Origin of the sequence: Mycobacterium sp. EPa45, assembly GCF_001021385.1 — a bacterium.
In the GTDB taxonomy this organism is placed as follows: Bacteria; Actinomycetota; Actinomycetes; order Mycobacteriales; family Mycobacteriaceae; genus Mycobacterium.
Map to the genome: position 1 here is coordinate 2,949,834 of NZ_CP011773.1, position 14,409 is coordinate 2,964,242.

Annotated in this window: 16 protein-coding genes; 14 read left to right on the top strand and 2 right to left on the bottom strand. The window is 68.1% G+C overall.

Annotated features, from left to right (window positions below; genetic code table 11):
* Window positions 1-4: 4 nt before the first annotated feature.
* Genes hisD through hisI form a run of 8 tightly spaced genes read left to right on the top strand, consistent with a single transcriptional unit; the run spans window position 5 to window position 6,345 of the window.
* On the top strand, window positions 5-1,333 hold the full coding sequence (hisD, locus tag AB431_RS13975) for a histidinol dehydrogenase (protein WP_047333409.1): 1,329 nt from the start codon (window positions 5-7) through the stop codon (window positions 1,331-1,333).
* A 5-nt stretch (window positions 1,334-1,338) separates the two neighbouring features.
* Entirely contained in the window at window positions 1,339-2,466 is a 1,128-nt protein-coding gene (locus AB431_RS13980; protein ID WP_047333410.1) for a histidinol-phosphate transaminase, read from the top strand.
* Entirely contained in the window at window positions 2,463-3,071 is a 609-nt protein-coding gene (hisB, locus tag AB431_RS13985; protein WP_047330428.1) for an imidazoleglycerol-phosphate dehydratase HisB, read from the top strand. The genes AB431_RS13980 and hisB overlap by 4 nt, the downstream gene beginning before the upstream one ends.
* A complete protein-coding gene (hisH, locus tag AB431_RS13990; protein WP_047330429.1) occupies window positions 3,068-3,688 on the top strand; it encodes an imidazole glycerol phosphate synthase subunit HisH in 621 nt (206 codons plus the stop codon). The genes hisB and hisH overlap by 4 nt, the downstream gene beginning before the upstream one ends.
* A gap of 2 nt (window positions 3,689-3,690) precedes the next feature.
* Window positions 3,691-4,425 carry a bifunctional 1-(5-phosphoribosyl)-5-((5-phosphoribosylamino)methylideneamino)imidazole-4-carboxamide isomerase/phosphoribosylanthranilate isomerase PriA gene (gene priA, locus AB431_RS13995; RefSeq protein ID WP_047330430.1) on the top strand — a complete coding sequence of 245 codons (735 nt, stop codon included), beginning with the start codon at window positions 3,691-3,693 and terminating at the stop codon, window positions 4,423-4,425.
* Complete coding sequence (locus AB431_RS14000; RefSeq protein WP_047330431.1) at window positions 4,425-5,228, top strand: inositol monophosphatase; 804 nt, start codon at window positions 4,425-4,427, stop codon at window positions 5,226-5,228. The genes priA and AB431_RS14000 overlap by 1 nt, the downstream gene beginning before the upstream one ends.
* Window positions 5,228-6,001, top strand: coding sequence for an imidazole glycerol phosphate synthase subunit HisF (hisF, locus tag AB431_RS14005; RefSeq protein ID WP_047330432.1), 774 nt, complete (start codon window positions 5,228-5,230; stop codon window positions 5,999-6,001). Before AB431_RS14000 ends, hisF begins: the two co-directional genes overlap by 1 nt.
* The gene (gene hisI / locus AB431_RS14010; RefSeq protein WP_047330433.1) at window positions 5,998-6,345 is read left to right on the top strand and encodes a phosphoribosyl-AMP cyclohydrolase; all 348 of its coding nucleotides are present in this window, start codon (window positions 5,998-6,000) and stop codon (window positions 6,343-6,345) included. The genes hisF and hisI overlap by 4 nt, the downstream gene beginning before the upstream one ends.
* On the opposite strand, the gene AB431_RS14015 is transcribed toward hisI, so the two are convergent.
* Both AB431_RS14015 and AB431_RS14020 read right to left on the bottom strand, forming a co-directional pair.
* Complete coding sequence (locus AB431_RS14015; RefSeq protein WP_047330434.1) at window positions 6,342-7,139, bottom strand: ABC transporter ATP-binding protein; 798 nt, start codon at window positions 7,137-7,139, stop codon at window positions 6,342-6,344. The two genes, hisI and AB431_RS14015, sit on opposite strands and share 4 nt — an antisense overlap.
* A gap of 11 nt (window positions 7,140-7,150) precedes the next feature.
* The gene (locus AB431_RS14020) at window positions 7,151-7,615 is read right to left on the bottom strand and encodes a peroxiredoxin (protein WP_047330435.1); all 465 of its coding nucleotides are present in this window, start codon (window positions 7,613-7,615) and stop codon (window positions 7,151-7,153) included.
* Between the two features lie 53 nt (window positions 7,616-7,668).
* Between AB431_RS14020 and AB431_RS14025 the strand changes: the two genes are divergently transcribed.
* From AB431_RS14025 to lgt, 6 genes are all read left to right on the top strand, one after another.
* Complete coding sequence (locus AB431_RS14025; RefSeq protein ID WP_047330436.1) at window positions 7,669-9,189, top strand: anthranilate synthase component I; 1,521 nt, start codon at window positions 7,669-7,671, stop codon at window positions 9,187-9,189.
* On the top strand, window positions 9,186-9,785 hold the full coding sequence (locus AB431_RS14030; RefSeq protein ID WP_047330437.1) for a TIGR02234 family membrane protein: 600 nt from the start codon (window positions 9,186-9,188) through the stop codon (window positions 9,783-9,785). Before AB431_RS14025 ends, AB431_RS14030 begins: the two co-directional genes overlap by 4 nt.
* Window positions 9,786-9,866: 81 nt before the next feature.
* Window positions 9,867-10,685, top strand: a complete 819-nt coding sequence (gene trpC, locus AB431_RS14035) for an indole-3-glycerol phosphate synthase TrpC (RefSeq protein ID WP_047330438.1) — start codon at window positions 9,867-9,869, stop codon at window positions 10,683-10,685.
* A 36-nt stretch (window positions 10,686-10,721) separates the two neighbouring features.
* Window positions 10,722-11,960 (top strand): tryptophan synthase subunit beta, encoded by a 1,239-nt coding sequence (gene trpB / locus AB431_RS14040; RefSeq protein WP_162489413.1) that lies wholly within the window; start codon window positions 10,722-10,724, stop codon window positions 11,958-11,960.
* Window positions 11,957-12,769 (top strand): tryptophan synthase subunit alpha, encoded by an 813-nt coding sequence (gene trpA / locus AB431_RS14045; RefSeq protein WP_047330440.1) that lies wholly within the window; start codon window positions 11,957-11,959, stop codon window positions 12,767-12,769. Before trpB ends, trpA begins: the two co-directional genes overlap by 4 nt.
* A complete protein-coding gene (gene lgt / locus AB431_RS14050; protein WP_047330441.1) occupies window positions 12,766-14,340 on the top strand; it encodes a prolipoprotein diacylglyceryl transferase in 1,575 nt (524 codons plus the stop codon). Before trpA ends, lgt begins: the two co-directional genes overlap by 4 nt.
* Window positions 14,341-14,409: the final 69 nt, after the last annotated feature.

The following is a 14,409-nucleotide window of genomic DNA, read 5'->3' on the forward strand; positions in this document are numbered from 1 at the left end:
ACTGATGACCAGCTTCGCGATGAACCGGATCGACCTGCGCGGCCGCGCGCTGACCGCCGCCTCGCTGCGTGCGGCGCTGCCGCGCGGCGGCGTAGACGTCGACGCCGTGGTCCCCAAGGTCCGGCCGATCGTCGATGACATCGCGCAACGCGGCGCCGTCGCGGCGCTGGAGTATGGCTCAAAATTCGACGGGGTGCGCCCCGATACCGTGCGCGTGCCGACCGCCGCCCTGGCCGACGCGCTGGCCGCGCTGCCCGCCGATGTGCGCGCCGCACTGGAAGTGGCAATCGATCGCACCCGCGCTGTGCACGCCGATCAGCGCCGTACCGACACCACCACCCTGTTCGATTCGGGCGCTGCGGTCACCGAGCGCTGGGTGCCGGTGGAGCGGGTCGGCCTGTATGTGCCGGGTGGCAACGCCGTCTACCCGTCGAGCGTCGTGATGAACGTGGTGCCCGCACAGACTGCCGGGGTCGACTCCCTGGTGATCGCCAGCCCGCCGCAGGCCGACCACGGGGGTCTGCCGCATCCGACGATTCTGGCGGCGGCCGCGCTGCTCGGCGTCGACGAGGTGTGGGCGGTCGGCGGTGCGCAGGCCGTGGCGCTCCTGGCCTATGGCGGCACCGACACCGACGGAACCGAGTTGGCGCCGGTCGACATGGTCACGGGCCCGGGCAACATCTATGTCACCGCCGCCAAGCGGATCTGCCGTTCGCAGATCGGTATCGACGCCGAAGCCGGACCCACCGAGATCGCGATCCTGGCCGACCACACCGCCGACCCGGTGCACGTCGCGGCCGACCTGATCAGCCAGGCCGAACACGACGTGATGGCCGCCAGCGTGCTGGTGACCGACAGCACGGCGCTGGCCGAGGCCACCGAAGCCCAGCTGGCCGTGCAACTGGAGACCACCAAACATCGGGAGCGGGTGATCGAGGCGTTGCGCGGCCGCCAGTCGGGCATCGTGCTGGTCGACGACGTCGATACCGGCGTGCGGGTCGTGAACGCCTACGCCGCAGAGCATTTGGAGATCCAGACCGTAGGGGCCAACGAGGTGGCCAGCCGTATCCGCGCGGCCGGCGCGATCTTCGTCGGACCGTGGTCGCCGGTCAGCCTCGGCGACTACTGCGCCGGGTCGAACCACGTGCTGCCCACCGCGGGCTGCGCACGGCACTCCAGCGGCCTGTCGGTACAGACCTTCCTGCGCGGCATCCACGTCGTCGACTACACCGAGGCGGCGCTGAAAGACGTGGCCGGACACGTGATCACCCTCGCCAAGGCGGAGGATCTGCCTGCCCATGGCGAAGCGGTCCGCCGGAGGTTCGAACGGTGACGCACATCCCCGGAGCCGGCGTGACGCTGGCGGATCTGCCGCTGCGCGATGACCTGCGCGGCAAATCGCCTTATGGCGCGCCGCAACTCGACGTGCCGGTGCGGCTCAATACCAATGAGAACCCGCACCCGCCGAGTAAGGCGCTTGTCGACGACGTCACTCGCTCGGTGGCGGCGGCCGCCGCCGACCTGCACCGCTATCCCGATCGCGACGCCGTCGCCCTGCGCACTGATCTGGCCGCCTACCTGCGCGCCCAGACCGGAGTGGATGTCGGTACCGAAAACATCTGGGCGGCAAACGGATCCAACGAGATCCTGCAGCAGCTGCTGCAGGCGTTCGGCGGCCCGGGCCGCACAGCGATCGGTTTCGTGCCGTCGTACTCGATGCACCCGATCATCTCGAACGGGACGCAGACCGCGTGGATCGAGTCGGTGCGCGCGGCTGACTTCAGCCTCGACGTCGACACCGCCGCGACCGTCATCGCCGCCCGCGACCCCGATGTGGTGTTCGTCGCGAGCCCGAACAACCCTTCAGGACAGAGTGTTCCACTGGACGACCTGCGGCGGTTGCTCGACACCATGCGCCACGGCATCCTGATCGTGGACGAGGCCTACGGTGAGTTCTCCAGCCAGCCCAGCGCCATCGCGCTGATCGAGGAGTACCCCACCCGGCTGATCGTCAGCCGCACCATGAGCAAGGCGTTCGCGTTCGCCGGCGGAAGGCTGGGCTACCTGATCGCCGCCCCGGCCATCATCGACGCCGTGCTACTTGTCCGCCTCCCGTATCACCTCTCGGTCGTCACCCAGGCGGCCGCACGCGCCGCCCTGCGCCACGCCGACGACACCCTGGGCAGCGTCGCCACCCTGATCGCCGAGCGGGAACGGGTCAGCGCCGCGCTGAGCGATTACGGGTTCCGCGTGGTCCCCAGCGACGCCAACTTCGTGTTGTTCGGCGAATTCGTCGACGCCGCGAAAGCATGGCAGCACTATCTGGATGACGGCGTTCTCATCCGTGACGTCGGAATCCCCGGATTTCTGCGCACCACAATCGGATTGGCCGAGGAGAACGACGCCTTCCTGGCCGCCAGTGCACGGCTGGCCGCCTCCGAACTGGCCCACTTAGGAGCACCATGAGCCGCACCGCAAGGGTCGAGCGCAAGACCCGCGAGTCCGACATCGTCGTCGAGCTCGATCTCGACGGCACCGGCGACGTCAGCGTGCACACCGGTGTGCCGTTCTTCGACCACATGCTGACCGCGCTGGGCACTCACGCGAGTTTCGATCTGGCGATCTCCGCCCAAGGTGATGTCGACATCGAGGGCCACCACACCATCGAGGACACCGCGATCGTGCTCGGCACCGCGCTGGGTCAGGCCCTCGGCGACAAGAAGGGCATCCGCCGCTTCGGCGACGCCTTCATCCCGATGGACGAGACGCTGGCCCACGCCGCGGTCGACGTCTCCGGCCGCCCGTACTTCGTGCACACCGGCGAACCCGACTACATGGTCGACTTCACGATCGCCGGCTCCAGCGTGCCGTACCACACGGTGGTGAACCGGCACGTGTTCGAGTCGCTGGCGTTCAACGCCCGCATCTCGCTGCACGTCCGCACTATCTATGGCCGCGACCCGCACCACATCACCGAGGCGGAATACAAGGCGGTCGCCCGCGCGTTGCGCCAAGCGGTCGAACTCGATCCGCGGGTCTCCGGCGTGCCATCCACCAAAGGGTCACTGTGACAACTAAATCCGTGGTCGTTCTGGACTACGGTTCAGGCAACCTGCGTTCTGCGCAGCGTGCGCTGGAACGCACCGGGGCCGACGTCGAGGTGACCGCCGACGAGCAACGCGCGCTGAACGCCGACGGCCTGGTGGTTCCCGGGGTCGGTGCGTTCGAGGCGTGCATGACTGGGCTGCGCGGGATCGGTGGCGACCACATCATCGCCGAGCGGGTGGCCGCGGGCCGTCCCGTGCTCGGTGTGTGCGTGGGCATGCAGATCCTGTTCGCCCACGGCGTGGAATTCGGGGTCGAGTCGCAGGGCTGCGGGCAGTGGCCGGGTTCGGTGACCCGACTCGAGGCGCCGGTGATCCCACACATGGGCTGGAACGTCGTCGAAGCCGCACCGGGCAGTGTGCTGTTCAAGGGATTCGATCCCGACACCCGGTTCTACTTCGTGCACTCCTACGCTGCACAGAAGTGGGAGGGCGCACCCGATGCGAAGCTGACCTGGGCCAGCCACCACGTGCGGTTCCTGGCCGCCGTCGAGGACGGCCCGTTGTCGGCGACACAATTTCATCCGGAGAAGAGTGGCGACGCCGGTGCGGCGCTGCTCACCAATTGGGTTGAGGGGCTGTAAGAGTGCCACTGATTTTGTTGCCTGCTGTCGACGTGGTCGACGGCAAGGCGGTGCGCCTGGTGCAGGGCAAGGCCGGCAGCGAGACCGAGTACGGCTCGGCGCTGGACGCCGCGCTGACCTGGCAGCGCGACGGTGCCGAATGGATCCACCTGGTGGACCTGGACGCCGCGTTCGGCCGCGGATCCAACCGCGAGCTGCTGGCCGAGGTGGTCGGCGCGCTCGACGTGAAGGTCGAACTGTCCGGCGGTATCCGCGACGACGAGTCGCTCAAGGCGGCGCTGGCCACCGGGTGCACCCGGGTCAACATCGGCACTGCGGCGCTGGAGAACCCGCTGTGGTGCGCCGCCGCGATTGCCGAGTTCGGCGACAAGGTGGCGGTCGGCCTGGACGTCCAGATCGTCGACGGGGAGCACCGGCTGCGCGGCCGCGGCTGGGAGACCGACGGCGGCGATCTGTGGCATGTGCTGGAACGCCTTGACAGCGAGGGCTGCTCGCGGTTCGTGGTCACCGACGTGACGAAGGACGGCACACTCACGGGGCCCAATCTCGACCTGCTCGAAGGCGTCGCCGAGTGCACCGACGCGCCGGTGATCGCTTCCGGCGGGGTTTCGAGCCTGGACGACCTGCGCGCAATCGCGACCTTGACCGGCAGCGGTGTGGAAGGTGCAATCGTCGGAAAGGCGCTTTACGCGGGCCGATTCACGCTGCCGGAGGCGCTGGCCGCGGTGAGTCAGTAGTGGACCTCGACACCCTGGTGGCCCAGGCGGCCGCGATCCTCGATGACGCGTCCAAACCGTTCATCGCCGGACACCGAGCGGATTCGGCCGTGCAGAAGAAGGGCAACGACTTCGCCACCGAGGTGGACCTGGCCATCGAACGCCAGGTGGTCCAGGCCCTGGAGGCCACCACCGGCATCGGCGTGCACGGCGAGGAGTTCGGCGGCGCCCCCATCGATTCACCGCTCGTCTGGGTTCTCGACCCGATCGACGGCACGTTCAATTACGCCGCAGGCTCGCCGATGGCCGCGATCCTGCTGGGTCTGCTGCGCGATGGTGAACCCGTCGCCGGGCTCACCTGGCTGCCGTTCACCGATCAGCGGTATACCGCGGTGGCAGGCGGACCGGTCTACTACAACGGCGAAGCGCAGCCACCGATCGGACACGGCGAGATCGGCCAGTGCGTCATCGGCATCGGCACGTTCAACGTCGACTGGCGCGGACGTTTCCCCGGCCGCTATCGGCTGGCCGTGCTGGAGAACCTGAGCCGAGTCTGCTCGAAGCTGCGCATGCACGGCGCCACCGGTGTCGACATCGCCTATGTGTCCTCCGGAATCATGGGTGCGGCAATCAGTTTCGGTGACCACATCTGGGACCACGCCGCCGGGGTGGCGCTGGTTCGGGCAGCGGGCGGGATCGTCACCGACCTGACCGGCGAGAATTGGACGCCGTCGTCGCGCGCAGCGCTGGCCGCCGCACCCGGCGTGCACGGGCATGTGATGGAGATCCTCGACCGGGTCGGTCCGCCGGAGAATTACCTCTGATGGACGTCGCGGTACGTGTGATTCCCTGCCTGGACGTCGACGCCGGGCGGGTGGTGAAGGGCGTCAACTTCGAAAACCTTCGTGATGCAGGCGATCCCGTCGAGTTGGCGGCCGTCTACGACGCCGAGGGCGCCGACGAGCTGACCTTCCTGGATGTTACGGCGTCCTCGTCGGGCCGCGCGACGATGCTCGACGTGGTGCGCCGCACCGCCGAACAGGTCTTCATCCCGCTCACCGTCGGCGGCGGCGTGCGCTCGGTCGAGGATGTCGACGTGCTGCTGCGGGCCGGGGCCGACAAGGTTTCGGTGAACACCGCGGCGATCGCACGCCCGGAGCTGCTGGCCGAGTTGTCCCGGCAGTTCGGCTCGCAGTGCATCGTCTTGTCGGTGGATGCCCGCACTGTTCCAGCCGGTTCCGCGACGACCCCGTCGGGCTGGGAGGTCACCACTCACGGCGGTCGGCAGGGGACCGGCATCGACGCGGTCGAATGGGCAATGCGCGGAGCCGAATTGGGTGTCGGCGAGATCCTGCTGAACTCGATGGATGCCGACGGCACCAAGGCTGGTTTCGACCTGGCGATGCTGCGCGCCGTACGCAAGGCTGTCACGGTCCCGGTGATCGCCAGCGGCGGCGCCGGCGCCGTGGACGACTTCGCGCCGGCCGTGGAGGCGGGGGCCGATGCGGTGTTGGCGGCCAGCGTCTTCCACTTCCGCGAGCTGACCATCGGTGAGGTGAAGGCCGCGATGGCTGCCGAAGGGATAACGGTGCGATGAGCCTGGACCCCGATATCGCCAAGCGGCTCAAGCGCGATGCCAACGGCCTGTTCGCGGCGATCGCGCAGGAGCACGGCACCGGCGATGTGCTGATGGTGGCCTGGATGGATGACGAGGCGCTGGCGCGCACGCTCGAAACCCGGGAAGCCACCTACTACTCGCGATCCCGCGGCGAGTACTGGGTCAAGGGCGCGACGTCCGGGCACACTCAGCACGTGCACTCGGTGCGCCTGGACTGCGACGGCGATGCGGTGCTGCTGGAGGTCGACCAGGTCGGCGGGGCATGCCACACCGGCGATCACAGCTGCTTCGACGCCGACCAGCTGCTGGCGCCCGAAGACTAGACGTCGATCGCGGTCGCCTTTGCGCGTGCACTCCAGCGGCCCTCGTCGTATCCGACCGCGATCGGATGCGAGAACGCCGAGGTGACGTTCTCGGTCGAAATGGTATGTCGTGCAGCCCCACTGGCGACGGCGCGACCGTCGGCGATCAGCAGCGCATGCGAGGTCGTGGTCGGCAGTTCCTCGAGATGATGGGTCACCAGGATCGACGCCACCTCCGGGTGGCTTTTGTCGAGGCCATCGATGGTCTCCAGCAGCTGCTCGCGGGCGGCGACATCGAGCCCGGTCGTGGGCTCGTCGAGCAGCAGCAGTTCGGGTTCCGAGACCAGCGCTCGCGCAATGAGAGCACGCCCCCGCTCACCCTGCGACAGCGTCGGCCAGACGCTGTCGGCCTTGCGGGTCATGCCCACCGCCGCGATCATCGCGTCGGCGTGTGCGGACTCCTCCTCGCTCGGCGTCCACCGCATCGGAATGTCGATGGTCGCGGTGATGCCGGTCAGCACCACGTCGCGCACGGTCAGCGAATATTGCAGCCGGTGACGCGGATTCACGTGCCCGATCGACCGCCGCAGCACTGCCAGGTCGGTGTGTCCCATTTGTCTGCCCAGGATTTCCACGGTTCCCGACGTCGGGAACGTGACTGCCGCGCAGAACCCGAGCAGAGTGCTCTTGCCGGCACCGTTGGGCCCCAACAAGGCCCAATGCTCGCCGGCATTCACCGTCAGCGAAATACCGTCGATGATCTGTTTGCCTTCTCGGCGAAACGTCACATCCGACAGTCGCAGAACAGGTTTCACGATGTGCGCCGTCAAGCCTTCTGCCGCTGGCGCAGCACCTCCAGCGCCTTGTCGGCATGGGTATCCATGTTGAGCTCGCTGGCGATGACCTCGAGAACCGTGCGATCGGTGTCGATGACGAAGGTCGTGCGCTTGACCGGCATCAGCTTGCCCAGCAGGCCGCGCTTGACCCCGAACGCGGTGGCCACGGCGCCGTCGGCATCGGACAGCAGCGGATAGTCGAAGCTCTGCGAATCGGCGAACCGGGCCTGCTTCTCGACTGCGTCGGTGCTGATCCCCACTCGGCTGGCGCCCAGCGCCGCGAACTCGGAGCCGAGGTCGCGGAAATGACACGCCTCCTTGGTGCACCCGGGCGTCATCGCGGCGGGGTAGAAGAACAGCACGATCGGCCCATCGGCAAGCAGGCTCGTCAGCGAACGCACGGTGCCGGTCTGATCCGGCAGTTCGAAGTCCGCAACCCGGTCTCCACGTTTCATGGCTGCAGGCTACGCCGGTCAATCGGGCCAGGCGGGTCTGGGAGGATGTACCCGTGCAATCCAACCTCGCCGCCACCACCACGCGCGAGGAGTTTCGGGCGCTGGCCGCCGAACATCGCGTGGTGCCGGTGATCCGCAAGGTGCTCGCCGACAGCGAGACACCCCTGTCGGCGTACCGGAAATTGGCGGCCAACCGCCCCGGAACCTTCCTGCTCGAGTCCGCCGAGAACGGCCGGTCCTGGTCGCGATGGTCGTTCATCGGGGCGGGGGCACCCTCGGCGTTGACCGTGCGCGACGGCGAGGCGGTTTGGCTTGGTGCCACCCCGCAGGACGCACCGACCGGCGGCGATCCGCTGCAGGCGCTGCACCAGACGATGGCGCTGCTGTCCACCGAGTCGCTGGCCGGGGTGCCGCCCCTGTCGAGCGGCATGGTCGGGTTCTTCGCCTACGACTTCGTCCGGCGTCTCGAGCGGCTGCCCGAGTTGGTGGTCGACGACCTCGGCCTGCCCGACATGCTGCTGCTGCTGGCCACCGATCTGGCCGCCGTCGACCATCACGAGGGCACCATCACACTGATCGCCAATGCGGTGAACTGGAACGGCACCGACGAGCGTGTCGACGAGGCCTACGACGACGCCGTCGCGCGCCTGGACGTGATGACCAAGGCGCTGAGCCAGCCGCTGTCGTCGACCGTGGCGACGTTCTCGCGTCCGCAGCCCCGGCACCGCTCGCAGCGCACGCTGGAGGAGTACAGCGCGATCGTCGAGCGGCTGGTCAAGGAGATCGAGGCCGGCGAGGCGTTCCAGGTGGTGCCCTCGCAGCGCTTCGAGATCGATACCGCCGTCGACCCGATCGACGTCTACCGGATGCTGCGGGTCACCAACCCCAGCCCGTACATGTACCTGATGCACGTCCCGGATGAGACTGGGGGAACGGCGTTTTCGATCGTCGGTTCCAGCCCGGAGTCGTTGGTGACGGTCAAGGACGGCTGGGCGACAACTCACCCGATCGCCGGAACTCGGTGGCGTGGTCAGACCGAGGAGGAAGACCAGCTACTGGAGAAGGAGCTGCTGGCTGACGAGAAGGAACGCTCCGAGCACCTGATGCTGGTCGACCTCGGCCGCAACGACCTGGGCCGGGTCTGCGTTCCGGGCACGGTGCGCGTCGAGGACTACAGCCACATCGAGCGCTACAGCCACGTCATGCACATCGTCTCGACGGTCACCGGGCTGCTCGCCGACGGCCGCACCGCCCTGGATGCGGTGACGGCCTGCTTCCCGGCCGGCACCTTGACCGGTGCGCCGAAGGTGCGGGCGATGGAGCTCATCGAAGGGGTCGAGAAGACCCGCCGCGGCCTCTACGGAGGCGTCGTCGGCTACCTGGACTTCGCCGGCAACGCCGACTTCGCGATCGCGATTCGCACCGCCCTGATGAGCAAGGGCACCGCATATGTCCAGGCCGGTGGCGGCGTGGTGGCGGACTCCAACGGCCCCTACGAGTACAACGAGTCCGCCAACAAGGCCAAGGCGGTGCTGAGCGCGATCGCCGCCGCCGAGACGCTGAGTGCGCCGTGATCCGCATCGGGCAGCTGCTGCTGGCCGTCTCGGCGGTCTTGCTGTGGGTGGCATCGCGGCTGGTGTGGGTGTCGGTGACGTCGTTCGACGGCCTGGGCCAGCCCAAGACCGTGACGCTGACCGGGGCCACCTGGTCCAATGCGCTGCTGCCGTTGGCCGTTCTGCTGCTGGCCGCGGCGGTGGCCGGGTTGGCGGTGCGGGGATGGGGTCTTCGTGCGGTCGCAATCCTGGTCGCGGTGGTGACCCTGCTGCTCGGCTATCTCGGTGTCAGCCTGATCGTCACCCCTGACGTCGGCCCGCGAGCCGCCGAGCTGGCCGAGTTCCCGGTGATGACGCTGGTTGCCAGCGATCGGCACTATGTCGGAGCCGGACTGACGATCGGCGCCGCGGCGTGTGCGCTGGTCGCGGCCGTGTTGTTGATGCGCTCGGCGCGCGCAGGGCGGCAGGCCACGGCCAAATATGCCGCGCCCGCCGTCCGCCGCAGCGCCGTGCGCAGCGAGGACGCCAACCCGGGGGTATCGGAGCGGGGCATGTGGGATGCGCTCGACGAAGGTGTCGATCCCACAGATCGGCGCACCGACACCGAGGGTCGGTGACGGATGCGCGGCCCGATACGACTACCCTTCACAAGACGACTTAAGCGACATCGCCAAGGCGTGGGAAGGGATCCGGCAACCATGAGTTCGGCAAGTGTGCTCGACTCGATCATCGAGGGAGTGCGCGCCGACGTTGCCGCCCGTGAGGCGATCGTGAGCCTCGACGAGGTCAAGGCTGCCGCCGAGGCCGCACCGGCTCCCCTGAACGTTCTGGCCGCACTGCAGGCGCCAGGCATCGCCGTCATCGCCGAAGTGAAGCGGGCCAGCCCGTCCCGGGGGGAGCTCGCCAACATCGCCGACCCCGCCGAGTTGGCTCGCGCATATGAAAGCGGTGGCGCCCGGGTGATCAGCGTGCTGACCGAGGAACGCCGTTTCCACGGGTCGCTGGCCGACCTCGACGCAGTGCGCGCCGCCGTGCGAATTCCGGTGCTACGCAAGGATTTCATTGTCCGGCCGTACCAGATCCACGAGGCCAGGGCGCACGGCGCCGACATGCTGCTGCTGATCGTGGCCGCGCTCGAGCAGCCGGCCTTGGAGTCGCTCCTGGAGCGCACCGAATCGCTGGGCATGACCGCATTGGTCGAGGTGCACACAGAAGAAGAGGCCAGCCGGGCGCTGCAGGCCGGGGCCAAGGTGATCGGCGTGAATGCCCGTGACCTCAAGACTTTGCAGGTAGACCGGGACTGCTTCGCGCGGATCGCGCCCGGGTTGCCGTCGAACATCATCCGGGTTGCCGAGTCCGGCGTGCGGGGCACCGGTGACCTGCTCGCCTACGCCGGTGCCGGGGCGGACGCGGTACTCGTCGGCGAGGGTCTGGTGACCAGCGGGGATCCGCGCAGCGCCGTCGCCGACCTGGTGACCGCGGGAGCCCATCCCTCCTGCCCGAAACCAGCCCGCTGAGTCGTGGCTGATCTCTCCACTCCGAACGTGCCGCGCATGAGTGCGGCCGTCGCAGAGCCGACCTCGCACGAACCCGACGCCCGTGGCCACTTCGGAGTCTTCGGCGGTCGGTACGTAGCCGAAGCGCTGATGGCCGTGATCGAGGAAGTGACGGCCGCCTACGAAAAGGCCCGCACCGACTCCGAATTCCTGGATCGACTCGACAACCTGCAGACCCATTACGCCGGACGTCCGTCGCCGCTCTATGAAGCGGTCCGGTTGAGCGAGTATGTGGGCGGAGCGCGGATCTTCCTCAAGCGTGAAGACCTCAACCACACCGGTTCGCACAAGATCAACAACGTGCTCGGTCAGGCGCTGCTGGCCAAGCAGATGGGCAAGACCAGGGTCATCGCCGAGACCGGCGCCGGCCAGCATGGTGTGGCGACCGCTACGGCGTGCGCGCTGCTCGGCCTGGAATGCGTGATCTACATGGGTGCGGTCGACACCGCGCGCCAGGCGCTCAACGTGGCGCGGATGCGGCTGCTCGGCGCCGAGGTGGTGTCGGTCGAATCGGGCTCGAAGACGTTGAAGGACGCCATCAACGACGCTTTCCGCGATTGGGTCACCAACGCCGACAGCACCTACTACTGCTTCGGGACCGCGGCCGGGCCGCACCCGTTCCCGATGATGGTGCGCGACTTCCAGCGCATCATCGGCCTGGAGGCTCGCGCGCAGATGCTGGCGCAGGCGGGCCGGTTACCCGACGCGGTGGCAGCGTGCGTGGGCGGCGGGTCGAACGCCATCGGCATCTTCCACCCGTTCATCGATGACACGTCTGTGCGGTTGGTCGGTTTCGAGGCGGCCGGTGATGGGGTCGAAACCGGTAGGCATGCAGCAACTTTCGCTGGCGGAACCCCCGGCGCGTTCCAAGGCTCGTACTCGTATCTGCTGCAGGACGAGGATGGTCAGACCATCGAGTCGCATTCCATCTCAGCAGGTTTGGACTATCCGGGCGTGGGCCCCGAGCATGCGTTCCTCAAGGACATCGGTCGTACCGAGTACCAGCCGATCACCGACACCGAGGCCATGGACGCGTTCCGGCTGCTGTGCCGGTTGGAGGGCATCATCCCGGCCATCGAGTCCGCGCACGCCGTGGCGGGCGCGGTGAAGCTGGCGGCCGAACTGGGGCGCGGTTCGATCATCCTGATCAACCTGTCCGGCCGCGGTGACAAGGACGTGGAGACGGCGGCGAAATGGTTCGGGCTGTTCGACAAGTCCGGTCCGGGAGCCTCATGACCGTTCAGCACAGCCAGTCGGGCAGGCTGGGTTCGGTATTCGCGGCGTGCCACGACGAGGGTCGTGCCGCGTTGATCGGCTATCTGCCGACGGGTTATCCGTCCGTTGACATCTCCATCGACGCATTGGTCGCATTGGTCGAATCCGGTTGCGACATCGTCGAAGTCGGGGTTCCGTACTCCGACCCGGGTATGGACGGTCCGGTGATCGCGACCGCGACCGAGGCCGCGTTGCAGGGCGGGGTCCGGGTTCGGGACACGCTGCGCGCGGTCGAGGCGATCAGTGCCGCCGGCGGTCATGCGGTGGTCATGACGTATTGGAATCTCATGCTGCACTACGGGATCGACGCGTGGTCGCGTGACCTCGCCGCCGCCGGGGGACTGGGCATGATCACCCCGGACCTCATTCCCGATGAGGCCGACGAGTGGCTGGCCGCCGCGGAGACGCATGATTTGGATCGGATCTTTCTGGTGGCGCCGTCGTCGACCCCCGAGCGGCTGACGAAAACCGTGCAGGCCTCGCGAGGATTCGTCTACGCGGCATCGACCATGGGCGTCACCGGTGCCCGCGACGCGGTGTCCAGTGCCGCGCCGGAACTCGTCGCCCGAGTCAAGGAAGTCTCGGATATCCCGGTCGGGGTCGGTCTCGGTGTGCGCTCGCGTGAGCAGGCCGCCGAGATCGCGGCGTTCGCCGACGGCGTGATTGTCGGTTCCGCTCTGGTGTCGGCGTTGACCGACGGGTTGGCGGCAGTGCGGACGCTGACCGAAGAGTTGGCCATGGGTGTGCGACAGAAGGTGTCTGCTTCGTGACGACAACCGTCTTGGCTTATTTCCCGAGCCCGCCTCAGGGCGTTTGGCATCTGGGCCCGGTCCCGATCCGGGCGTATGCCCTGTGCATCATCGCCGGCATCATCGCCGCACTGGTGATCGGTGACCGTCGCTGGGCGGCGCGTGGTGGCGAGCGCGGCGTCATCTACGACATCGCGCTGTGGGCGGTGCCGTTCGGTCTGATCGGTGGCCGGCTCTACCATCTGCTGACGGACTGGCGAACGTATTTCGCCGAGGGCGGCGCGGGTATTGGTGCAGCGCTGCGGATCTGGGATGGCGGCCTCGGCATCTGGGGTGCGGTTGCCCTCGGTGGCGTCGGTGCGTGGATCGCCTGCCGGCGCCGGGGAATTCCGCTGCCGGCCTTCGGGGATGCCATCGCGCCGGGCATCATCCTGGCGCAGGCGATCGGCCGCCTCGGAAACTATTTCAACCAGGAGTTGTACGGCCGCGAGACCACCGTGCCGTGGGGGATGGAGATCTTCTACCGGCGGGATTCGTCGGGGATGGTCGACGTGCACTCCCTCGACGGGGTGTCCACCGGGCAGGTCGCGGCGGTGGTGCAGCCGACGTTCCTCTACGAGCTGCTGTGGAACGTGCTCGTGTTCTTCTTCCTGATCTGGATCGACCGGCGGTTCAAGATCGGTCACGGTCGGTTGTTTGCGGCGTACGTGGCGGCGTACTGCATCGGCCGTTTCTGGGTCGAACTGCTGCGCGACGACACCGCCACTCATATCGCCGGCATCCGGGTGAACTCGTTCACCTCGGTGTTCGTGTTCATCGGCGCGGTCGTGTACATCCTGTTGGCGCCCAAGGGCCGAGAAGATCCGGCAACGCTGGGCGGTAAGCAGGCGGTCGATGCTCCTGAGGAGGAGTCGCCGGCTGAGAAAATGGCCGAGGATCTGGTGGCCGTCGTCACCGGCGGCGGCATCGCCGCCGCGGCCGCGGTGGCGGCTGAACACGACTCCGAAGATGCCGCCGCTGTTGGCGATACCGAGGAGGCCGAGCCGGAAGCGGAGCCGGTGGCCGACGCTGAGCCGGAGGCTGAGGCCGAAGGCGAGCCGGAACCAGAAGCTGTTGCTGAGCCTGAGCCGGAGCCCGAGCCTGAGCCCGAGCCCGAGCCCGAGCCTGAGCCTGAGGCGGACGCTGCGCCCGAGGCAGAGCCGGAGCCGGAGCCAGAAGCCGAGGCTGAGCCTGAGCCTGAGGCGGACGCTGCGCCCGAGGCAGAGCCGGAGCCGGAGCCGGAGCCCGAGCCGGAGCCAGAAGCCGAGGCTGAGCCTGAGGCTGCGCCCGAAGCCGAAGCCGAAGCCGAAGCCGAAGCCGAAGCCGAGGCCGAGCCCGAAGCTGAGGCCGAGCCCGAAGCTGAGGCAGAGCCCGAAGCCGAGGCCGAGCCCGAAGCCGAGGCCGAGGCGGACGCTGCGCCCGAGCCCGAGGCCGAGGCTGAGCCCGAGGCAGAACCCGAACCCGAACCCGAGCCAGCGCCTAAGCCACAGCGCCGCGGGTTCGGCACAGTCGTTCGTCGCGTCCTGTGGGGCGTCGACACCAACCGCGACTGAGCCGCTTCGCCCCTTGCTGACGCGACGCCCAGGCAGAGACGATTGTCGTAGGCCCGTGGCATACTCGAA